Annotated in this window: 24 protein-coding genes; 13 read left to right on the top strand and 11 right to left on the bottom strand. The window is 69.0% G+C overall.

Annotation, left to right across the window (positions count from 1 at the left end):
- The first annotated feature begins 58 nt into the window (after positions 1-58).
- Complete coding sequence (locus DL519_RS08185) at positions 59-1,252, top strand: FAD-dependent monooxygenase (RefSeq protein WP_223838557.1); 1,194 nt, start codon at positions 59-61, stop codon at positions 1,250-1,252.
- 9 nt (positions 1,253-1,261) lie between these two features.
- Here DL519_RS08185 and DL519_RS08180 read toward each other — a convergent pair whose 3' ends face one another.
- The 4 genes from DL519_RS08180 to DL519_RS08165 all read right to left on the bottom strand — a co-directional run bounded on the left by DL519_RS08180 (position 1,262) and on the right by DL519_RS08165 (position 5,128).
- On the bottom strand, positions 1,262-3,115 hold the full coding sequence (locus DL519_RS08180) for an ABC transporter ATP-binding protein (protein WP_223838556.1): 1,854 nt from the start codon (positions 3,113-3,115) through the stop codon (positions 1,262-1,264).
- 120 nt (positions 3,116-3,235) lie between these two features.
- On the bottom strand, positions 3,236-3,409 hold the full coding sequence (locus DL519_RS08175; RefSeq protein ID WP_190813668.1) for a hypothetical protein: 174 nt from the start codon (positions 3,407-3,409) through the stop codon (positions 3,236-3,238).
- A 613-nt stretch (positions 3,410-4,022) separates the two neighbouring features.
- Entirely contained in the window at positions 4,023-4,205 is a 183-nt protein-coding gene (locus DL519_RS08170; RefSeq protein ID WP_190813666.1) for a hypothetical protein, read from the bottom strand.
- A 107-nt stretch (positions 4,206-4,312) separates the two neighbouring features.
- On the bottom strand, positions 4,313-5,128 hold the full coding sequence (locus DL519_RS08165; RefSeq protein WP_190813658.1) for an IclR family transcriptional regulator: 816 nt from the start codon (positions 5,126-5,128) through the stop codon (positions 4,313-4,315).
- 126 nt (positions 5,129-5,254) lie between these two features.
- On the opposite strand from DL519_RS08165, the gene DL519_RS08160 reads away from it, so the two are divergent.
- The 3 genes from DL519_RS08160 (at position 5,255) to DL519_RS08150 (ending at position 8,185) form a co-directional block, all read left to right on the top strand.
- Positions 5,255-6,034, top strand: a complete 780-nt coding sequence (locus tag DL519_RS08160) for an enoyl-CoA hydratase-related protein (RefSeq protein ID WP_190823842.1) — start codon at positions 5,255-5,257, stop codon at positions 6,032-6,034.
- 179 nt (positions 6,035-6,213) lie between these two features.
- Positions 6,214-7,032: a nitroreductase family protein gene (locus DL519_RS08155; RefSeq protein WP_223838555.1), complete on the top strand. Its 819-nt coding sequence runs from the start codon at positions 6,214-6,216 to the stop codon at positions 7,030-7,032.
- Between the two features lie 70 nt (positions 7,033-7,102).
- Positions 7,103-8,185 (top strand): VIT1/CCC1 transporter family protein, encoded by a 1,083-nt coding sequence (locus DL519_RS08150; RefSeq protein WP_190813654.1) that lies wholly within the window; start codon positions 7,103-7,105, stop codon positions 8,183-8,185.
- A 4-nt stretch (positions 8,186-8,189) separates the two neighbouring features.
- Here DL519_RS08150 and DL519_RS08145 read toward each other — a convergent pair whose 3' ends face one another.
- Positions 8,190-9,176 carry an aldo/keto reductase gene (locus DL519_RS08145; protein WP_223838554.1) on the bottom strand — a complete coding sequence of 329 codons (987 nt, stop codon included), beginning with the start codon at positions 9,174-9,176 and terminating at the stop codon, positions 8,190-8,192.
- A 180-nt stretch (positions 9,177-9,356) separates the two neighbouring features.
- Here DL519_RS08145 and DL519_RS08140 point away from each other — a divergent pair, with 180 nt between their 5' ends.
- A complete protein-coding gene (locus DL519_RS08140; RefSeq protein WP_190813652.1) occupies positions 9,357-10,742 on the top strand; it encodes an amidase in 1,386 nt (461 codons plus the stop codon).
- Here DL519_RS08140 and DL519_RS08135 read toward each other — a convergent pair whose 3' ends face one another.
- Positions 10,743-11,384: a TetR family transcriptional regulator gene (locus tag DL519_RS08135; RefSeq protein WP_223838553.1), complete on the bottom strand. Its 642-nt coding sequence runs from the start codon at positions 11,382-11,384 to the stop codon at positions 10,743-10,745.
- A gap of 105 nt (positions 11,385-11,489) precedes the next feature.
- Between DL519_RS08135 and DL519_RS08130 the strand changes: the two genes are divergently transcribed.
- A complete protein-coding gene (locus DL519_RS08130) occupies positions 11,490-12,494 on the top strand; it encodes an NADP-dependent oxidoreductase (RefSeq protein ID WP_190813649.1) in 1,005 nt (334 codons plus the stop codon).
- Between the two features lie 241 nt (positions 12,495-12,735).
- Positions 12,736-13,962 (top strand): IS110 family RNA-guided transposase, encoded by a 1,227-nt coding sequence (locus tag DL519_RS08125; protein ID WP_190812993.1) that lies wholly within the window; start codon positions 12,736-12,738, stop codon positions 13,960-13,962.
- Between the two features lie 30 nt (positions 13,963-13,992).
- Here the strand turns inward: DL519_RS08125 and DL519_RS08120 are convergent, their stop codons facing one another.
- The 4 genes from DL519_RS08120 to DL519_RS08105 form a co-directional block, all read right to left on the bottom strand.
- Positions 13,993-14,757: a TetR/AcrR family transcriptional regulator gene (locus tag DL519_RS08120; RefSeq protein WP_190813647.1), complete on the bottom strand. Its 765-nt coding sequence runs from the start codon at positions 14,755-14,757 to the stop codon at positions 13,993-13,995.
- A 73-nt stretch (positions 14,758-14,830) separates the two neighbouring features.
- Complete coding sequence (locus tag DL519_RS08115) at positions 14,831-15,631, bottom strand: SDR family oxidoreductase (protein WP_190813646.1); 801 nt, start codon at positions 15,629-15,631, stop codon at positions 14,831-14,833.
- 51 nt (positions 15,632-15,682) lie between these two features.
- Positions 15,683-16,300 carry a hypothetical protein gene (locus DL519_RS08110; RefSeq protein ID WP_190813645.1) on the bottom strand — a complete coding sequence of 206 codons (618 nt, stop codon included), beginning with the start codon at positions 16,298-16,300 and terminating at the stop codon, positions 15,683-15,685.
- A gap of 220 nt (positions 16,301-16,520) precedes the next feature.
- A complete protein-coding gene (locus DL519_RS08105; RefSeq protein ID WP_168584138.1) occupies positions 16,521-16,673 on the bottom strand; it encodes a hypothetical protein in 153 nt (50 codons plus the stop codon).
- A 198-nt stretch (positions 16,674-16,871) separates the two neighbouring features.
- Here DL519_RS08105 and DL519_RS08100 point away from each other — a divergent pair, with 198 nt between their 5' ends.
- Together DL519_RS08100 and DL519_RS08095 are read left to right on the top strand one after the other, a co-directional pair.
- Positions 16,872-17,255 carry a DUF5313 family protein gene (locus DL519_RS08100; protein WP_190813643.1) on the top strand — a complete coding sequence of 128 codons (384 nt, stop codon included), beginning with the start codon at positions 16,872-16,874 and terminating at the stop codon, positions 17,253-17,255.
- A 13-nt stretch (positions 17,256-17,268) separates the two neighbouring features.
- Positions 17,269-17,439 (top strand): hypothetical protein, encoded by a 171-nt coding sequence (locus DL519_RS08095; RefSeq protein ID WP_190813641.1) that lies wholly within the window; start codon positions 17,269-17,271, stop codon positions 17,437-17,439.
- Positions 17,440-17,637: 198 nt separating this feature from the next.
- Here DL519_RS08095 and DL519_RS08090 read toward each other — a convergent pair whose 3' ends face one another.
- The gene (locus tag DL519_RS08090; RefSeq protein WP_190813639.1) at positions 17,638-17,907 is read right to left on the bottom strand and encodes a hypothetical protein; all 270 of its coding nucleotides are present in this window, start codon (positions 17,905-17,907) and stop codon (positions 17,638-17,640) included.
- A gap of 159 nt (positions 17,908-18,066) precedes the next feature.
- On the opposite strand from DL519_RS08090, the gene DL519_RS08085 reads away from it, so the two are divergent.
- From DL519_RS08085 to DL519_RS08070, 4 genes are all read left to right on the top strand, one after another.
- Complete coding sequence (locus DL519_RS08085; protein ID WP_190813637.1) at positions 18,067-18,912, top strand: helix-turn-helix domain-containing protein; 846 nt, start codon at positions 18,067-18,069, stop codon at positions 18,910-18,912.
- Positions 18,913-18,929: 17 nt separating this feature from the next.
- On the top strand, positions 18,930-19,181 hold the full coding sequence (locus DL519_RS08080) for a DUF397 domain-containing protein (protein WP_190813635.1): 252 nt from the start codon (positions 18,930-18,932) through the stop codon (positions 19,179-19,181).
- A 155-nt stretch (positions 19,182-19,336) separates the two neighbouring features.
- Entirely contained in the window at positions 19,337-19,780 is a 444-nt protein-coding gene (locus DL519_RS08075; protein WP_190813633.1) for an SRPBCC family protein, read from the top strand.
- Between the two features lie 300 nt (positions 19,781-20,080).
- Positions 20,081-20,923, top strand: a complete 843-nt coding sequence (locus DL519_RS08070; protein ID WP_190813631.1) for a nitrilase-related carbon-nitrogen hydrolase — start codon at positions 20,081-20,083, stop codon at positions 20,921-20,923.
- Positions 20,924-20,932 lie beyond the last annotated feature (9 nt).

Here is a 20,932-nt window from a genome sequence, read left to right as displayed (position 1 = left end):
GACGTGCCGCCCGGTGCGCCTGCGCAGCTGCCCGCCTGTTTCCAGGAGGTGCTGTGTCGTGAAAATTGTGTGCATCGGAGCCGGCCCCGCTGGGCTGTACTTCGCCATTTCGACGAAACTGCGGGACGCCGGGCACGACGTGACGGTAATCGAACGCGATCCGCGCGGCTCCACCTATGGTTGGGGCGTCGTGTTCGGGGATGATCTGCTGGACATGCTGTACCGCAACGACCGGGGAAGCGCTGAGCGGATCCGCGCGGCGTCGACGTTGTGGCAGGGGCAGGTCATCGAGATGTGCAGCCAGGACACGGCGTATCTCGGGGGGTACGGCTACAGCATCAATCGCGCCACGATGCTGGAGATCCTCGCCGAGCGGGCGACGGACGTCGGGGCACACATCGAGTACGAGCGCGCCGTCGACGACCTGTCCGAGTTCTCCGACGCCGACCTGATCGTGGTGGCCGACGGCGCGAACAGCCGGATCCGGGGGCAGTACGCCGACGAGTTCGGCACCCAGGTGGACCAGGGGCACAACCCCTACATCTGGCTGGGCACGGACCGGCGGTTCGACATGTTCACCTACGACTTCGAGGAGACCCCCGAGGGCTGGATCTGGTTCCACGCCTACCCGAGCAGCGCCGGGGTCAGCACCGTCGTCGTCGAATGCCAGGAGCTGGCCTGGCGGTACCTCGGCCTGGACCGGCTAGGCCACGAGGAGAGCACGCGGGTGCTGGAGCGGATCTTCGCCAGCCCGCTGCAGGGCTGTTCGCTGGTCAGCCAGTCCCGCGGGAAAGCCGCTTCGTGGCAGCGCTTCACCCACGTCTACAACGAGTCGTGGCTGCACGACAACATGATCCTGATCGGCGACGCCGCGCACACAACGCACTTCACCATCGGCTCCGGAACCAAGTTGGCGCTGCTGGATGCGGTAGCGCTCGCGCAGAACCTGTTCGACCACGGCGACTCGAAAGCAGCGTTGAAGGAGTTCGACGAGCAAGGCCACGCGCAGCTGCGCCTGGCGCAAGCCGCCGCGCGCACCAGCATGGCTTGGTTCGAGAACGTCGACCGCTACGCCGACAGCAACGCCGTGGACTTCACCTTCGCAATCGCCAGTCGGTACGGCGCACATCCGCCGTGGCGGTACCAGCAGCACCTCGTGAACCAGAACTTCTTGGTGCGCAAGGGAAAGTTGCTTGCTGGTACCGGCCAGCGGTGGTTCCGCGCGCGTCGGCGCGGCGAATCCTGGCGCTAATGTCGTGTCCTAGCCGGGTATGTGCCCGTCCGGTCGGGCCGGAGTTTCCGGCGGTCCGACCGGACGCTCCGGGTGGTGCAGCCGGTAGAGGTGGGCGTAGCCGTTGTTGTTGGCCAGCAGCTCGTCGTGGGTGCCGGCTTCGGTGATCGTCCCGCGGTCCAGGTAGATGATCTGCTGCGCATCGCGGACCGTGAGCAGGTTGTGCGAGATCACGATGGTGGTGCGCCCGGCCATCAACCGGCGCAGCGGCGCCAGGATCCGCTGCGCGGCTTCGGCGTCCAGGCTCGTCGTCGGCTCGTCCAGCAGCAGGATCGGGGCGTCGCGGATCATCGCGCGGGCGATCGCGATGCGCTGCCGCTGCCCTCCGGAGAGCAGGCGACCGCGTTGCCCGACCCGGGTGTCGTAGCCCTCCGGTAGCTGCTGGATGAACTCGTGCGCGTCGGCGGCCTCGGCCGCCTCGACCAGCTGCTCGCGGGTGGCGTCCGAGCGCCCGGCCAGGATGTTGTCCGCGATGGTGCCGTCCAGCAGCAGGGTTTCCTGCAGCACGATCGCGATGTTGGCGCGCAGCGCGTCCAGGTCCACGGCCCGCAGATCGATGCCGTCCAGCAGGATCCGGCCGTGGGTGGGGTCGTAGAAGCGCAGCAGCAGCTTGGTCAGCGTGGACTTGCCCGCGCCGCTGGTTCCGACCACTGCGGTAGTTTGCCCCGGCAAGGCGCAGAAGCTCACCCCGCGCAGCACGTCGGCGGCGGTGTCGGGGTAGCGGAAGCCGACCCGGTCGACTTCCAGGCGGCCGGTGATCCGCCGCGGCAGCGGGATCGGGTGCGCCGGGTTCTGAACCAGCGGGCGCTGGTCGAGCAGGTCGATGATGCGCTCCGCGCTGGCGGACGCGGCGAAGACGGTGTTGGACAGCTGGCCGAGGCTGCGCACCGGCGTGTAGAGCTGGGACAGGTAGACCAGGAACACCAGCAGCCCGCCGAGGCTGATCCGGTCCGCCGACAGCTCGTAGATGCCGACGCCGAGGATGGCCATCACGCCGAACACTTCCAGCAGGTCGACCAGCGGGGAGAACAGCGCACCGACTCGCACCGAGGCCATCGCGGCGGCGACGTTGCCGCGGCTTTGCCGGGTGAATCGGTCTACCTCGGCCTGTTCCCGCCCGTAGGCCTGGATCAGCGGCGCGTTGCCGAGGCTTTCCTCGGCGACGGTGGCGATCGAGCCGCTGCGACCGCGGACCTCGCGGGATGCCTCCCTGATCCGCCGCGCGAAGGACTTGGCGACGACCCAGAACAGCGGAGCCCCGACCAGTGACACCAGGGCCAGCAGCCAGTCGAGGTAGAACAGCACCCCGGCGAACAGCAGGACCTTCACGACCGACGCGAAGGTCTGCGCGACCCCGGACAGCACCAGGCTCTCGATGGCGGCCACGTCCCCGGTGAGCCGGGACAGCGTGTCGCCGATGCGCCTGCGGTCGAAGAACCCGCTCGACAGCGTGTGCAGGTGGGCGAAGACCTTGGTGCGCAACCTGTTCAGGAAGTTCTCGCCGATCCACGTCGCCAGGTATTGTCCGCAGAAGTCCAGCGCGCCCGATACCAGTGTTATCAACGCGTACGCCACCGCGATCGCTGGGAAGAGCGAGAAGTTGCGTGGGGCCAGCACGTCGTCGATGAGCACCTTGAACAACCAGATCGCGGCCGCGTCCAGCAGCGGCGATACCAGCAGCAGCACCAGGCTGACCAGCAGCCAGCCGCGGTATTGCCGCGCATCCGGCCAGAAGCGGCGGAAAACCTCGCGCACCCGCAGCGTCGGCGCGCGCTCGACCAGCCCCTCGGTGTCCCGTTCGGCCGGCCGGAACAGCCAGTTCACCAATCCCGGCAACTCCTCACCCCCAATTACAGGCGTAGCTCCCACCCCGGGAGGAGTGGGAGCTACGCGTCTACACGGTCCTGTGGACGTCTAGGACGGTCCTGTGGACGCTAGGGCTCATCAGCAGCCCCAGCCGCCCCAGCCGCCCCAGCCGGAGCCCCAGCCGCCCCAGCCGGAGCCGCCCCAGCCGCCCCAGCCGGAGCCCCAGCCGCCCCAGCCCCAGCCGGAGCCCCAACCGCCCCAGCCGCCCCAGGAGCGGAACCTGTCGAACCTGAACGAGTCCTTGATCTGCATTCCCATCACCATTTTCGGTCGATGCACGTCACGTGCCGGATAACCCTGAGATCCGGCACGCGCTTGCATGCAGCGCATGGAGATTCCAGTCCCCCGCAGACCACCCGAGCAGAACGATCTGGGCCCTGGATCGAACGTGTGCCCGGTGGGAGCTTTGCGAACTGCGGACCGGCCAGAAATCTTTTCTCCTGCGCCGGGCCACTTCGCTGGTGAGTCGGTCTTCCCCAGTAGCCGATGTCATTTGGCACTGACCTCGGCCGGCTCTTTCCTCGATGTGACCGGTTCCCACCCTAAGCGGTCCAACCGGGGAGGACAAGCTGGCTTTCGTGTTGGTTCGGCGGATTTTTTCGCCTTTGCAGACAGCATAGGCGCCGCTCGTGAGGGATCCGGGTATTTAGTCCCGAGCTTTTTCCGTGCTTTGTTTCGGTGTTAGGGGAGTGGGTATTGAGCACGATCCTTTTTAGGTCGCTGGCCGCGCTTTCACATGCGGGAAATGAATCATGGGTATGTTTTCGGCCAACCTGGATTCATTGAGTTGGAAAGTATCGGACGGCGCAGTTGGTGAATAAATTGTCGGCGATCGCGCCCGTCGGATGTGCGCAGTCCTGGCCGGTCAGCCGGCGAATAGGTGCTGGAAGAACGTGGTCAGCGAATTGGCCATTGCGCTGATCGCCGACACCAGCAGGTCGAACCCGGACCGGACGACGTCCGCCGACCCGACCGGGTCTCGGACCAGCAGCGAGCCAAGTACGACGACCACGAGCGCCACGACCACGATCACGGCCTTGCGGTTCATGAGCTCAGCCCCCTGTCCGACCACCCTCGACGCCGACGAGACCCTACCCGGCGGCCACCGGCAGCTCCCCACCCACGTGGGGAAAGCCGATCACATCCGGTCGCCGATCACAACCGGCCGCGCCGGTCGCGCCGGGAGATGGGCCTGGTCAGCCGGAGGCTGACGCGGGAACTGGTCTCCTGGAGCAGCTCCACCCACTCGGCGGGGTCGTGCCGGTACTGCTCGGACTGCCAGCCGACGCTGAGGCTCCCGTAGGGCTCGTGGTACAGGAAGACGGGCACCGCGAGGGTGGCCACGCCGAGGTCGTACTCGCCGACGGTGTAGGCCCAGCCCGCTTCCCGGATCTCGGCGAACTGCTCCTCCAGCACGGCCAGGTCGGTCACGGTGCGTTCGGTGAACCGGGCCAGCGGCCGGTCGGTGAAGATCCTCGACCGCATGTCGTCGGGCAGGAACGCGTAGAAGGACTTGCTGGTCGCGCCGGCGTGTGCGGGGTAGAGCTCGTTGGTCAGCGGGTAGTCCCGCAGCCTGCCGTCGGCGCCTTCCGCGACCACGACGCACCGCATGTGCGCGCTGTCCGGCAGCGCCAGCAGGGCGCTGTGCCCGGTCTCCTCGGCGAGCTCAGCCAGCAGCGGTCGCATCAGGATGTCCAGCGCCCCGGCCTGCTCCCACATCCGGCCGAGGTGCAGCGCCGCCGGGCCGATCCGGTATCGGCGGTTCGCGGTGTCCTGCACCAGGAATCCGCGGTGCGCGAGCGTCGCCAGCAGGCGCTGTGCGATCGAGGTGTGCAGGCCGAACTCGGTGGCCACCTCGGTGACGCCCCATTCCGGCCTGCCGCGGTCGAAGGCGAGCAGCACCTGCAGCGCGCGGTCGGCGGTTTGCGGCAGCCCGGGCGGGGTGCGGGGGTCCGTCTCGAAACCCGACATGACCCCATTTTGCGAATAGCGGGATGACCCTGCCCGCTCGGGGAGCTCTTCCCGGTGGGTGCCGCCGCGGCGTTCGGTGTGCGAGGCTCGGAGAACGACGACGAAGTCGAGTTCCCTGGAGCGCCGATGAGCAGCCCGGAGTATCAGCACCTGCGGACCGAACAGGATGGTCCGACCGTCCGGATCACCATGAACCGCCCCAAGAGCCGCAACTCGCTGTCCGCGGCGCACCTCGCCGAGCTGCGGCAGGCGTTCGAGGCGGCGGCCGAGACGAAGGCGACCGGGATCGTGCTGGCCGGCGCGGGTCCGGTGTTCAGCTCCGGGCACGACTTCGGTGACATGGCCGAGCGCGACCTGGCCGGGATGCGCGAGCTTCTGCGGTTGTGCGAGTCGGTGATGCGCACCATCCATGCGGTTCCGCAGGTGGTGATCGCGCGGGTGCACGGGCTGGCGGTGGCGGCCGGTTGCCAGCTGGTGGCCACCTGCGACCTGGCTGTGGCCGCCGAGTCGGCTGGTTTCGCGCTGCCCGGCGGCAAGGGCGGTTGGTTCTGCCACACGCCGGCGGTGCCGGTGGCCCGCTCCATCGGCCGCAAGCGGCTGATGGAGATGGCGCTCACCGGCGATCCGATCGACGCCGCGACCGCCGAGCGCTGGGGCCTGGTCAACCGGGTGGTGCCCGACGCGGGACTGGACGAGGCCGTCGCGGCGCTGCTGGAGCGAGCGACGCGCGGCAGCAGGCAGGCCAAGGCGGTGGGCAAGCAGACGATCTACGCGCAGCTGGACCGACCGGAGGCCGACGCCTACGCGATCGCCACCGAGGTGATGGTCGCGACCTCGCACGCCCCGGACGCGCGCGAACGGATGCAGTCGTTCCTGGAGAAGCGCGCCCCGGCCTTCGGCGACTGAGCACCGAGCGCGGTCCGCGCAGGCACCATGACTTTCTGCCCTGGACCGATCAGTTGGCGCTGCGAACGATGGTGCTTGACCCGGAGTTCGTGAGGACGTGGTGGTGGATGACACACGTCTCTGCTCCATCTTACGACAGCGTGTGTTCGGCGCTGTCCCTGACGTGTCGAGCGCCCTCGGTGCACAACTGCCAACCATGGAGGTGGCTGCTCGCCGAGCGATCACTGCAGCTGTTCCTGGACCTTTCGCGACTGCCGGAGGAGCTCGATCCGGCGGGGCGTGCGCAGGTGATCAGCTGCGGTGCCGCACTGCACTACGTGCGGGTCGCGTTCGCCGCGCTCGGGTGGCGGGCGTTGGTACACCGCCTGCCGAACCCGGCCCAGCCCGGACACCTGGCGTCGATCCAGTTCAGCCCGCGCGATCACGTCTCCCCGGAGATGGTCGCGCTCGCCGGTGTCGCGGGTCAGCGGCGCACCGCGCGGTGTTCATTCCGCGCGGAGCCGGTTCCGCCGGAGTTGTTGACGGCCCTGCGGGCCGCGGCCGAGACGGAGCACGGCGTCCTGGTGCGGGCCGCTGAGCACCGCTCGCTCCTGGTCGACGCCCTGCGGGGAGCCGGGCAATACCGGGAAACCCCCGGATACCAGAAGGCGATCGCCGATCTGGACGATCCCGAACCGGCGGTTCCGGTGCTGACCGACGAAGCGGTGCTCGCGGTGCTGGCCACCCGCGGCGACCGCGTCGACAGCTGGCTGGCGGTGGGGGAGGCGCTCAGTGCGGTCCTGCTGGCGGCGGCGCGGGAGGGACTGGTCACTTGCCCGCTGAACCAGTTGGGCGAGGTAGCCGAGGAGCGGGAACGGGTCCGGGCGGCGGTCCTCGGCGGTGCGGGGCATCCCCAGTTGGTGCTACGCCTGGGCTGGCCGGCTTCGGATGAGCCGCTGCCGATGATGCCGCGCCGGGTGCTGGCGGACTCGATGGAACTGCTGCCGCCGCGCCGTTGATCGTGCACAGTAGAGCTCTACTGTGGACTTCCAATGGTCACCGGGGACGCCCGTTCAGGAGGCTTGGCGCGTGCAGGACAACGGGTTTCGAGCAGGCCCAGCAGACGCGAAATCGGTGCGCCGCTGGCGGCGCCGGCTCGCCGGCGAGCATGAGGAGGCCAAGGTCTACCGGGAACTGGCCGCCCGGCGCTCCGGCGAGGAGCGGGAGATCCTGCTGGGGCTCGCCGAGGCCGAGGAACGACACGCCGCCTACTGGGAAGAACTGCTCGGCGACGAGGTCGGTCCGAAGCGGCGCGGCCAGTTCCGGATGCGGCTGCTGGTGTTCCTCGCCCGCCGTTTCGGTTCGGTCTTCGTGCTCGCCCTGGCGCAGCGTGCAGAAAGCCGCACACCGTACCGCTCCGACCGCGACGCGCCCCCGGCGATGGCGGCCGACGAGCGGATCCACGAAGAGGTCGTGCGGGCCCTCGCAGCGCGCGGGCGGGCCCGCGTTTCGGGAACTTTCCGCGCGGCGGTGTTCGGCGCCAACGACGGTCTGGTCAGCAACTTGGCGCTGGTGCTGGGCGTCATCGGCGGGAACGTACCGACCTCGACCGTGCTGCTGACCGGCTTGGCGGGGCTGCTCGCCGGCGCCCTGTCGATGGGGGCCGGCGAGTACATCTCGGTGCGCTCCCAGCGGGAACTGCTGGCCGCGGCCGCCCCGAATCCCGACGCCCGCGCGGTGGTGCCCTACCTTGACGTCGATGCGAACGAACTCGCGCTGGTTTACCGGGCCCGGGGGATGTCCGCCGACGAAGCCCAGCGCCGCGCGGACGCCCTGCTGCGCGATCCCAAACCGCCGGTGCCGCCCGAAAAGCCCGCCGACGACCACGAGATCGTCGGCACCGGCACGAAGGCGGCGCTGTCCAGCTTCGCCTTCTTCGCCTCCGGCGCGCTGGTCCCGGTGCTGCCGTTCGCGTTCGGTCTCACCGGCGGCCTCGCCGTCCTCATCGCCGTCGTGCTCGTGGGCCTCGCGCTGATGCTCACCGGCGCCGTCGTCGGCGTGCTCTCCGGCGCCGCGCCGCTGCCCCGCGCCTCGCGGCAGCTCGCCATCGGCGCGGGAGCAGCGGCAGTGACCTACCTGCTCGGGTTGATCTTCGGCGCGACCGCCGGGTGAGCGGTCACCGGTCCAGCCGGGCCATCCCGGCGGGCGTGTAGCGCTCGCCGGCGGCGGCACCGGGCGGGAACAGCTCGGACAGCTCGGCCACCACCGCCGGGTCCAGCTCGGTCGTGGCGGCGTGGATGTTGGCCTGCACCCGCTCGATGCGGCGGCTGCCCGGGATCGGCACGACGTCCTCGCCCTGGGCCAGCAGCCAGGCCAGCGCGAGTTGCGCCGGGGTGAGTCCCAGCGCCTCCGCCCGCTCCCGCAGCGGCCGGGTCAGCTCGATGTTGCGGCGCAGGCTCTCCTCCTCGAAGCGTGGGTAACGCTTCTTGCGCACTTCGAGGTTCTCCACGTCCGAGACGCTGCTGAACGCACCGGTCAGCACGCCGCGGCCCAGTGGCGAGTATGCGATGAGCGCGACGCCGAGCTCCCGCAGCGCGGGCAGCAGCTCGGCCTCCGGGTCGCGGGTGAACAGCGAGTACTCCTGCTGCACCGCCGCGATCGGGTGCGCCGAATGGGCGCGGCGCAGGGTTTCGGCGCTGATCTCGGACAGGCCGAGGTGCCGTACCTTGCCGGCCTGCACCAGCTCGGCCATCGCCCCGACCGTTTCCTCGATCGGCGTGGCCGGGTCGAGCCGGTGCAGGTAGTAGAGGTCGATGTGGTCCGTGCCGAGCCGGGCGAGGCTGGCCTCGACCGCCTGGCGCACGTACTCGGGGCGGCCGCCGCCGATGTCTTTGTTGGCGCCGAATTTGGTGGCCAGCACGACCTCGTCGCGGCGCTTCGCGAGCAGGCCGCTGATCAGCTCCTCGTTGTGCCCTTCGCCGTAGGCGTCGGCGGTGTCCAGGAAGTCGACCCCGAGGTCGAGCAGCTGGTTCAGCAGGCGGGCCGACTCCGCGTCGTCGGCGGCGCCGTACACCCCGGACAGGCCCATCGCGCCGTAGCCGATGGCGCTCACCAGTGGGCCGCTGCGACCCAGTCGACGACGGGGCAGGGACGGTTGCGACACGTGCGCTCCGATCAATGTGGTTGGCTTTCGGTCCTGCTCCCAGCCTAGTCGTGCCCGGTCGGCCGGCTCAGCATCTGGACCGACCACAAAGGACGGTCGAAGTCGGCGCGCTCCCGCCTTTACCTGCGGTGTGGTCTGGTCGAGACTCGGAGCTTCGAGTGCGAGCGAGGAGAACGTGGCATGACGGAGCTGGCTGACCTCACGGCCGTGGATCTGGCAGCGGCGTACCAGGCGAGCGAGATCTCGCCGGTCGAAGTCGTGGATGCCGTGCTGGAGCGCATCGATTCCTACGAGCCCAAACTGTGCGCCCTCTACGCGCCGGACCCCGAAGGTGCGCGCGCTGCAGCGCAGGCGTCGGAACAGCGTTGGCGTGCCGGTACCCCGGCGGGGCCGGTCGACGGGGTTCCGGTGACGGTCAAGGAGAACATCGCGACGAGGGGTACGCCCGTGCCGCAGGGCACCGCGGCCACCGAGTTGTCCCCGGCTGGCGAAGACGCCCCCGCCGCGGCGCGTCTGCGGGAGAGCGGCGCGGTGATCTTCGCCAAGACGACCATGCCCGATTACGGCATGCTCTCCTCGGGAGCGTCGAGCTTCCACCACCTCTCCCGCAACCCCTGGGACCTGGGCCGCACCCCCGGCGGTTCGAGTGCCGGGGCGGGCGCGGCGGCCGCCGCTGGATACGGACCGCTGCACGTGGGCACCGACATCGGCGGCTCGGTACGGCTGCCCGCCGGGTGGTGCGGGGTGGTCGGGCTCAAACCCAGCTTCGGCCGGATCCCGGTCGCCCCGCCGTACCCGGGCCGGGTCATCGGCCCGCTGACCCGCACGGTCGCGGACACCGCGCTGCTGACGTCGGTGCTTTCGGCCCCGGACGCGCGCGACCACACGGCGCTGCCCCCGGCCGGTGTCGACTGGACGCAACTTGACTGCGACGTCTCCGGGCTGCGCATCGCCCTGTTGCTCGACCAGCGCGTGGGGCTGCCCGTCGAACCGGCGGTCACCGCCGCCGTGACCGCCGCGGCGCAGCTCTTCGAGTCGGCCGGGGCCGTGGTGGAACCGATCGACCCGTTCCTGTCCCGCGAGATGCTCGACGGCATGGACCGGTTCTGGCGGTTCCGGTCCTGGACCGACATCTCGGCCCTGCCCGCGGAGCGCCGCGCCAAGATCCTGCCGGGCATCGCGCAGTGGGCGACCAGCGCGAAGAACGTCTCGGCCGCCGACGTCTTCCACGGCTTCAGCCAGATGGATGCGATCTCGGTGGCCGCCAACCGGGAGGCCCGCGACTTCGACTTCGTGCTGTCCCCGGTGGCGCCGATGCCGGCGTTTCCCGCTGAGCAGGCCTACCCGACCGGCGACCCGATGCGCGCGATGGAGCACATCGCGTTCACGCTGCCCTACAACATGTCCGGCCAGCCGGCCGTGTCGGTCAACTGCGGCTGGAGCCCGGAGGGCCTGCCGATCGGACTGCAGATCGCGGGCAAGCGCTTCGACGACCTGGGGGTGCTTCGCCTGGCCCGGGCTTTCGAGCAGCTCCGCCCCGCGCAGCGCCCCTGGCCGAGGTTGTGATCACCAGGTGTGCGGGTCGTCGCCCCAGCGCTCGGGGATTCCGGCGGTGGCCAGGTCGATGGCTTCCTCCACGAGCTCGACCAGTCGCTCCAGGTCTCGGCCCGGGTCGGCGCACATCGCCTCCAAGCCGATGCGCAGCGCGCCCCAGACCATCCCGACCAGCACCCGCGGCCGCATGTCCCGGGCCGGGTCGACGCCTTGCCTCGTGGCGATCTCCGCGGTCAGCCGCTCCTCGCTGCCGGCCGCTCGGCGGAGGTTGCCCGCCAGCAGCGGCGGAGTCTTGTTGATCAGGTGCTGGACGTGGAGGAACCGGCGGACGTCGTCGGAGGCCGATTCGCGGATCATGCCCAGCACTGCGTGCCGCAGGGCGGTCAGCGGCGGATCGTCGGCGGGCCGGGCGGCAAGGGCGTCGAGCACGAGGTCGTCGAACTCGGCGCCCTTGGCCAGGGCCACGTCCTCCTTGCCGGCGAAGTAGCGGAAGAACGTGCGTGACGAGATTTCCACCTCGGCGGCGATCTCGTCGATGGTGGTCGCGTCGTAGCCCTTCGCCAGGAACAGGTCCAGGCCCGCGTCGATCAGGGCGGCCCGCGTGCGCTGCTTCTTGCGGGCGCGCAGGCCACCATGGTCGGTCGGGACGGTCATGCCACTCATTGTGCCAGACCGCGACATAAGTCATGTCACGACAATTGGCATCGACTGACATTTTCTGTAGTGTCGGTCCCGACCGCATCCGTGAAGGAGTTGCAGATGAACAAGGGCCTGGAAATCCGCCTCGCGTCCCGCCCCAAGGGCTGGCCGACGCCGGAGAACTTCGACATCGTCGAGGTCGATGCACCGCAGCCCGGCGACGGCGAGCTGCTGGTCCGCAACCTGTGGATGAGCGTCGACCCGTACATGCGTGGCCGGATGAACGCGGGCAAGTCCTACGTCCCGCCCTTCGAGGTTGGCAAGGCGCTGCAGGGCGGCGCGGTCGGCGAGGTCGTCGCCTCGAACGCCGAGGGTTTCCAGCCCGGTGACCTCGTGCTGCACAACTTCGGCTGGCGCGACTACGCGGCGTTCGACGCCAAGCGCGCCGTCAAGGTCGACCCGCAGGCGGCTCCGCCGAGCGCCTACCTCTACGTGCTCGGCATGCCCGGCATGACCGCGTACGTCGGGCTCGTCGACGTCGCCGAGCAGAAGGAAGGCGACGTCGTGTTCGTCTCCGGTGCGGCCGGAGCGGTGGGTTCGCTGGCCGGCCAGATCGCCAAGCTTCGCGGCGCGTCCCGGGTCATCGGCAGCGCCGGATCCGCGGAGAAGGTCCGCTACCTGCTGGACGAGGTCGGCTTCGACGCCGCGTTCAACTACCACGACGGCCCGGTCGCCGAGCAGCTCAAGGCCGCCGCGCCCGACGGCATCGACGTCTACTTCGATAACGTCGGCGGCGAGCACCTGGAGGCCGCGATCGGCTCGCTCAATGACTTCGGCCGGGTCGCCGAGTGCGGCATGATCTCGCAGTACAACAACGCGGAGCCGAAGCCCGGCCCGAACAATTTGGTCATGCTGGTCTCCAAGCGGCTGAAGCTGCAGGGCTTCATCGTCGGCGACCGCGCGCACCTCAAGGACCAGTTCTTCGCGGAGGTCGGGGGCTGGCTGCGCGATGGCAAGATCAACTACCGGGAGACGGTCGTCGAGGGCCTGCGCAACGCCCCGGACGCTTTCCTCGGCCTCATGCGCGGCGAGAACACCGGCAAGATGCTGGTGAAGATCGCCTAATGGGAGCTACCGGGTCGGCCACCGGGCAGACTCGGGTCCGGTAGCGGCCAGTGAGTGAGCACTCTCGTCGCCAGGCATTCGATGCCTAAGGTCAGACCGTGCCCCCGCTGGTCGTGGGGAGGACGTGACCACTGATGGGGTGACGTGCCCGCCGAAGGCTGGCGTGAGCACTGGACCATTAGGCCGCCGGTGTTCCTCTTCCGCGCTGCTCAGGACACGATGCTGACCGTGTGGAGGGTATGTGTTGTTCGTCGGAGATGACTGGGCTGAAGATCACCACGATGTCGAGGTGCAGGATGAGACGGGTCGGCGGCTGGGTCGGGCTCGGCTGCCGGAGGGCGTGACCGGGGTTGCCCGGCTGCACGCGCTGATCGGTGAGCATCTGCCCGAGGGCGCCGAGCCTGACCAGGTCGTGATCGGGATTGAGACTGATCGAGGTCCATGGGTCCAGGCGCTGATCGCGGCCGGGTACACGGTGTATGCGATCAACCCGCGGCAGGTGGCGCGCTATCGGGAGCGGCACGGCACCTCGGGCGCCAAAAGCGACGCCGGGGACGCGCACGCCCTGGCCGACATGGTGCGCACCGACCGTCATCAGTTACGCGCGGTCGCCGGTGACACCGAGCAGGCCCAGGCCGTGAAGGTGGTGGCGCGGGCGCACCAGACGCTGATCTGGGACCGGCACCGGCACATGCTGCGGCTACGCACCGCGCTGCGCGAGTTCTTCCCCGCCGCGCTGGAAGCCTTCGACGATCTCCTCGCCCCGGATGCACTGGAACTCCTTGGCCGGGCACCGGACCCGGACCAGGCGGCCAGGGTGTCACGCGCGCAGATCACGGGCGCGCTCAAGCGGGCCCGGCGCCGCAACGTGGACGAGAAGACCACCGCGATCCAGACCGCGCTGCACACTGAACACCTGACCCAGCCGCCGGCCGTGGCCGCCGCCTACGCGGTGACGGTGCGGTCCCTGGTTAGCGTGATCACTGCCTTCAACACCGAGATCGCCGCCGTGCAAGAGCAGGTGCAGGCGTGTTTTGGCCGAGCCCGGGACGCTGAGATCTACCTGTCCCAGCCCGGCATGGGACAGATCCTCGGGGCCCGGGCCCTCGGCGAGTTCGGCGACGACGCCGACCGCTACGCGAGCGCGAAGAACCGGAAGAACTACGCCGGCACCAGCCCGATCACCCGCCAGTCCGGTAAGAAGAAGACCGTGCTGGCCCGCTTCGTCCACAACGACCGGCTCGTCGACGCCCTGCACCAGCAGGCCTTCTGCGCCCTCCGCGCCTCACCCGGCGCCCGCGCCTACTACGACGAGCTCCGCGGCCGCGGCATGAACCACCACGCCGCCTTACGCCAGCTGTCCAACCGACTCGTCGGCATCCTGCACGGCTGCCTCAAGACCCGGAGCACCTACGACGAACACACCGCCTGGGCACACCACAACCGAGACCAGCAAGCCGCCGCTTGACAAACAAAATCATGGGGTGTCTGACCTGGACTACCGGCGGCTCGCGACGAAGGTCTCGATGCCGTCGAGGATCCGCTGCAGGCCGAACTCGAAGGCGTGCTCCGGGTTGTGCGCCGAGCCGTGGGCCTCGCCCGCGGCGGCGCCGACGCGGGCGGCGGTCGGGTAGCGCTGCGGGTCGAGGAGCCGGCCGAGCAGCGGGGCGTGCGCACGCCACCATTGCTCGTCGGTCATCCCGCTGCGTCGCTCGACCTGCGCCATCTCCACCGAGCGGCGGGCGGCGGCCTCGGTGTGCCCCAGCACCAGGCTCAGCACGGAGTCCATCTCGACCTCGGCGAGCCCCAGCTCCGCGACCGCGCCCAGCTCGTAGTCGTACTTGGCGATCGCGTTCGGCCCCACCACCGCGCGCCCGGCCGCGACCTGCAGCATCCACGGATGCTGGTGGTACAGCGCCCAGTTCTCCCGGGCGATCTGCGCCACCCTGCCGCGCCAGTCCGATTCGGGTTCGGGGCGGGCGGTCTCGCCGTAGACCGTGTCGAGCATGACGTCGATCAGCTCTGCCTTGCCCGGCACGTACGTGTACAGCGACATGGTGCCGACGCCGAGGTGGTCGGCGACCCGGCGCATGGAAAGCGCGGCGAGCCCGTCGGCGTCGGCGATCTCGATCCCGGCCCGCACGATGCGGTCCACGCCGAGGTCGGTACGTCCCTTTCGGCCGCTGCCCGGCCCGTCGTGGGTCCGCCACAGCAGCGCCAGGCTGCGCGCCGGATCACCGCCGCCGCTGTACTCGGTCGCCATCGCACCCGCCTCCGTACTCCGTACGCCTAGATCGTAGGAGAGCGGTCGGCGCCCGCCTCGGGGTGGACGGCGGTCACTCGGCAGGATGCGAGTGCAACCACTCCGCCCAGGTGATCTTGCCGCGGCGACCGCCCGGGCAGGTCATGTCGGTGGCGATGCGGCGCAGCCGATGCGGCGCCGGGAACCCCAGCACCCGGCGGTCGCTGCCGCGGGCGCGCTGCCAGGTCCGCAGCGCATCACGGAGGGTGAGCACCTCCGGGCCACCGAAGTCCTCGCGCCGCTGCCCGGCACCGTCGCGGATGCATTCGACGAGGTAATCGGCGAAGTCGCTGGCGTCGACAGGCTGCGTGGGCAGCGCGCCCGGCAGCGGCAGCACCGGCAGCCGGGAAGCCCGGTTGAACATCCGGTCCAGCAGCCAGTGGAACTGGGTCGCGCGCACGATCGACCACGGCACGTCAGCGACGCTGACCAGCTCTTCTGCGGTGTGCTTCAGCCGCAGGTACGGCATGGCCGGCCGGTCCACGCCGACGATCGAGACGTACAGGAAGTGCCGGACCCGGGCCGCGGTGGCAGCTTCGAGCAACCGGCTGGTGCCGTCGACGTCCACGTCGGGCGGGCTGCGCCAGAAGTCGACCGGGTGCATGAAACCCCGCTGCGCGGCCGGGGAATACGTCGCCGCGTGCACCACGGTGTGCGCGGCGGCCACCGCCTCGGCGACACCTTCTCCGGTGGTGAGGTCGCCCCGCACCCACTCCACTTCGGGGTCGGTGCCGGGGCGGCGAGTCAGGACCCGCACCCGGTGCGTGGTCTTGAGCAGGCGCACCAGCTCGCGCCCGAGGTGTCCGGTTCCGCCGGTGATCGCGACTATGTCCATGTCGGCACCCCCTGGATCAACTGTCCCACCGGGGTGCCGGGGTCGCGAAGGCTAGCGGTTCAGACCCGTGATGCCGTCGATGACGCTACCCAGCTCCGGCAGCAGGCCCGGGCGCGTCGGCTTGGAGCTGCTCGGCGGGGTCGGCTCCGGCTCGGACTGCGAAGGCGGGGCCGACTCGCTCGGCTGCTCCGACGGCTGCGTGGTCTGGGTCGGCTCGGAGGACTGGGTCGGCTCCGGCTGCGAGGACTCCGCGGGGGTCGAGGTCCGGGAAGTCGGCTTCGGCGCCTTCGTGGTTTCCGGTGTCTCGGTCTGCGCGGGTCGCTTGGTGGTCGTCGGCGCGGTGCCGGTGGTGGCCGGCCCAGGCCCGGGGGTCTCGCTGGCGACCAGCCGCGGCTCCGGCGTCGGGGCGGTCAAGTCCGGGACGGTGGGAGTGATCTGCGGCACGAGGAACTTCGCCCCGGACTGGGCGGCGGCCACCTGCGGAGCCGGTTCCGGGGCTGCCTGCGGCGCGTCGGTGCGGTGGTAGGCGCTGCTGACCGCGATCACGGTGAGGAACACCGCGACCGCGTAGCCGATCACCCGCGGGGGAGTGGCGTGCTGCCACGTCTTGGGTTCCACCCGCCGGTGGCGGCCCCGAGTGCGGGCTCGCGGCAACGACGACTTACCCATTGCTGTCACCCCACCTGTCGGCCGTATGGTCTGCTCGCGACGCCGCCGTTCACTCGAACGAGTGAATGCGGCCGGTCGAACCCTACGACACTGCGGGTCCGGGTCGCCAGCCCCCCGGTCCGACGGGGATTACAAGATCATCACCGGTGGGCGGGGGTGCGGCCGCCCGGCGGACCAGAACGGCCCCGCCGCAGGCGAGGCCGGAGTCCATTCTGGACGATCAGCGGTGGCCGATCAGGCGGATCTCCCGCCGCAACTGCGCCACCGCATCCTTCAGGCCGTGGCCCGACGACTCCTTGCCGTCCAGCACATCGGTGAACATGACAACACCCAAGATCAGCACGAACAGCAAGGCCACAACGACGACGAACATGTTACTCACCCCTTCTGCCCAGAACATCGATCAAGGGCGCCGTTCGTTACTGGCTATCCGGCAGATGTGTCGCGGGACGCACGCGGTGGAGGGGACGGGTGCGGGCGCCGAGGCGCGCCGCCCATAGGATTGCGCCGTTGTCCAGGACCGGCCGAACGGACGGCTCCGGCCAAAACCCGCGAAGACTAGCCTGGAGAAATGGCGAAGAACCGGCCCAATCCAGCGCAATGGGTCTGGTACGCCTTCGGTGGCAGGCTTCCCGACCGGTGCGCCGAGTGGGTGTTGCACGACGTCACCTGCCCGACCTGGGTGCTGCGGCACCTCGCCCGCGCCCTCACCCAGCTGGCGCCGTTCTGCCTCCTGGTGCTGCTGCCCGGTCCGCTGTGGATCAGGCTGGTCTCGATCCTGCTGGGCTTGCTGGTCGGACTGTTCTACTCGGTCTGCTACCTGGGCGAGACGGCCGAACACCGCGCCATCAAACACGGTTTCGCGCCGGGTGTCGCGCGCGAGACCAGGGAGCTGCGCCGGGACGTGAACCGGGCGGCGAGGCACGGCGTCGACTACCGGCCGTGGTGGGAATAGCGGATAGCGGCGGATGAACCAGCGCGACCCGGCGTTGGCCGACACCGAAATAGCCGTGTACTGGACGGATCGCGCCGACCGGCCGACGTCGCTGGGACCGCTGCCCGGCAATGACCGGGCGGACCTCTTGGTGGCGGGCGGCGTAACCCTCCTCGACAGTCCCGGCATCGGCCTCGGCAGCTGAGCGAACGGCCCGTTTGTCTCGTCTACGAGCCTGTTGCGTTTTCGGCGAAAACGGCTGAACCGAAGTACCAAATCAGTCTCGATCGCCGCCGTTTGTCCGCCAGTGGCCATCTCAGCCGTGATCGATCGATCACGGTCCGTGGTGGGCGTAATTTTGCAACAGGCTCCTACCGGAGTCAACGGGCCGTTCGCCTCGGTCCTACGCGTCGGGCTCGATCCAGTCTCGGTCGCCGTCTTGTAGCCAGTCGCTGATGCTGCTCAGCTTCGAACCGAGCACGTCGGCCTGTTCTGGGCCGATCAGGATGTGCCGCCCGGCCGAATCGGTGACGCGCACTTCGGGAATCCGCAGTGCGACGGTGACCGGCCCCTTGCCGGCCTGCGCCGGAATGTGCCAGGACTTTTCCGTGGCGGTCTCGGACGTGATCCGCAGTTCTAGTTCGGTCCGCTTCCGTGCGAGCTCGCCGCTCATACCCTCTCCCGAATTGATCTCATGTTTGCCCTGGTCGTGGGCCTGATGCAGTGAAGCTCGCATGATGCAATGCCTGCAAGCAATCATCCGATCAGGTCATTGTGGACGGTCCGCTGGCTTCGAGATCCTGATCAAAACAACGCTTCGCAGGAGGTTGCCATGCCGGGAAACCGCCATACGTCAGTACGTTCTCGTCAGATAGCAAACGAATTGCGGCGATATCGGGAGAAAGCGGGGCTCAGCTGCACTGAAGCAGGTGCCAAGCTGGGGGTGTCCGGTAGCAAGATCAGCCGCATCGAGACCGGCGTCAGCGGCCTGCAGATCGAGGACGTGGCGGCACTGCTCGGGCTCTACCACGTCCCGGCTGCGGAACGGCACACGTTGGTCGAGTTGGCCAAGAGTGCCGACCAGAAGGGCTGGTGGGAACGGCAAACAGGCTTGCCGCAGAACTGGAAGAACCTCATGGAGTTCGAAGCCAAGGCAAGCCGCCTCCAGGCCTTCGAGACGACGTTCGTCCCAGGACTGCTACAGACGCCCGAGTATTGCAGGGCGATCATCCAAGGCATCGACGCCACGTTGACCGAGGACGAGCTCGACCAGCTCGTCGCGGCGCGAATGGCGCGTCAGATCGTTCTCAGCAGGAGCCGAGCGCCGCAATTCCTTGCTGTGATGGACGAAACCGTTCTGCGTAGGCCTATCGGTGGGTCTGGTGTCATGAAGCGGCAGTTGCAGCACCTGTTGAACGTTGCAGATGCGAGCAATGTCAACCTTCTCGTGGTCCCTGTGTCGGCAGGTGCCTATGTCGGTCTGCACGGCCCCTTCTTGGTGCTTGAGTTCGATGAGGAGCCTGACATTGTCTACGTGGGCAATCACTACACCGAGCTGTTTCTGGAGGAAGATCAGGACTTGGCTTCCTACCGCCTAGCGTTGAGGAATATCCTCCATGCGGCCCTTGCATCGGGCGCAACGGGCGATCTGATCAGCAATATCACCGCTGAACACTGACCACACGAGGAGCGTGGATGCCTGCGCTGGAGTTGACCAATGCCGACTGGCGCAAGAGCAGCCGGAGTGGGGCGAACGCCAACTGTGTCGAGGTCGCGTTCCTTGACGCCGGGTGGCAGAAGAGCAGCTACAGCACCGCAGCTGCCAACTGTGTCGAGGTTGCGTTCGCTGGGCCTGCGGTCGGGGTGCGGGACTCAAAGGACCTCGGCGGGGCCGTGCTGGCCTTCCCAGCCGATCGGTGGTCTCGGTTCGTCGAGTCGCTGCGCTGAGGGTGGGCGATGGATCTTCTTTCTGTGTTGCCTGCGTTCCTGCTTGCCGTCGTGCTGATCTCGGCTGCGCCCGACACGGACGCGGTGACGCACGTGGTGCGTCGTGCTGGTGAGATAGGTGGTGCAGTCTGCCGTCGGCTACTTGGAGGAATGGCATGGGCAAGGTCACGGCCAGCGCGGAGCGCCGGACCGGCGCATCCGCGGAGCAGGTGCGGACGATTATCGCCGACTACGCGCAAAGCAGGCCGAAGATCCTGACCGAGCATTACCGGGACTACGCGGTCGTCGAAGGCGGCACGGGTGCGGGAACGATCGCGACCTGGAAGCTCCAGGCGACCTCCAAGCGCGTGCGCGACGTCAAGGCCGTCGTAAGCGAGCTGGAATCCGGCAAGCTCGTCGAGACCGACGCGAACTCCAGCATGGTGACCACGTGGACGGTGCGCGAGGAGAACGACGGCTGCCTCGTGCGGATCGAGACCACGTGGGAAGGCGCGACGGGAATCGGCGGATTCTTCGAGCGGACTTTCGCCCCGGGCGGCCTCAAGCGCATCTATTCCGAAGTCCTGGACAACCTGGACGCGCTCGCCAAGCAATCGTGACAGCGGTGCAGTGCTCACCGCGCCTAGGCGGGCCTAGGCGCGGTGAGCACGACACACCGGCGCTTCGCCTGTTCGAAGGAATTCAGGTGGCGGGGTGCCGGTGCCTTTCTGGCATCTTCGCTCGCCGCACCGCGTGTCCCGATCGCGTCGCGCTCGAACGGGAACTCTGGGTAACCGCTTGATCATTGCGCGTGGTGGCCGCTGGTCATACCTTCAGTGAGCGGGCCGACCGGCTCGTCATGGTCGCCCTCCGGACGTCGTCTTAGAGGGCATCACGGACCGAAGGGGTGCAGCGCAACCATGCCCAACATCGTTCGTGCGGCGCTGGTCCAGGCGAAGTGGACCGGCGACACCGCCTCGATGGTCGACCAGCACGAGAAGCACGCCCGCGCCGCTGCCGAACAGGGCGCCGGGATCATCGGCTTCCAGGAGGTCTTCAACGCCCCGTACTTCTGCCAGGTGCAGGAGGCGGAGCACTACCGCTGGGCGGAGCCGGTGCCGGACGGCCCGACCACGCAGCGGATGTGCGCGCTGGCGCGGGAACTCGGCATGGTCGTCGTCGTGCCGGTCTACGAGATCGACGGCCCCGGCTTCTACTACAACACCGCCGCCGTGATCGACGCCGACGGCAGCTACCTCGGCAAGTACCGCAAGCACCACCTGCCGCACCTGCCCGGGTTCTGGGAGAAGTACTACTTCCGTCCCGGCAACCTCGGCTGGCCGGTCTTCAACACCGCGGTCGGCCGGGTCGGCGTCTACATCTGCTACGACCGGCATTTCCCGGAGGGCTGGCGGGCGCTCGGGCTGGCCGGCGCGCAGCTGGTCTACAACCCGTCGGCGACCAGCCGCGGCCTCTCCTCCTACCTGTGGAAGCTCGAACAGCCGGCCGCCGCGGTCGCCAACGAGTACTTCATCGCGGCGATCAACCGGGTCGGCGTCGAGGAGTACGGCGACAACGACTTCTACGGCACCAGCTACTTCGTCGACCCGTACGGGCAGTTCGTCGGCGAGCCCGCCAGCGGCGCCGACGAGGAACTTGTGGTGCGCGACCTCGACTTCGACCTGATCGACGAGGTCCGCCAGAAGTGGGCGTTCTACCGCGACCGGCGCCCCGACGCCTACAGCCTGCTGACCGAGCCGTGAGGGGAGCGA

The sequence above is a fragment of the Saccharopolyspora pogona genome (assembly GCF_014697215.1).
GTDB lineage: Bacteria > Actinomycetota > Actinomycetes > Mycobacteriales > Pseudonocardiaceae > Saccharopolyspora > Saccharopolyspora hattusasensis.
Note: the sequence above shows the minus strand (reverse complement) of the source record. Positions and strands in the feature narration are given on the sequence as shown.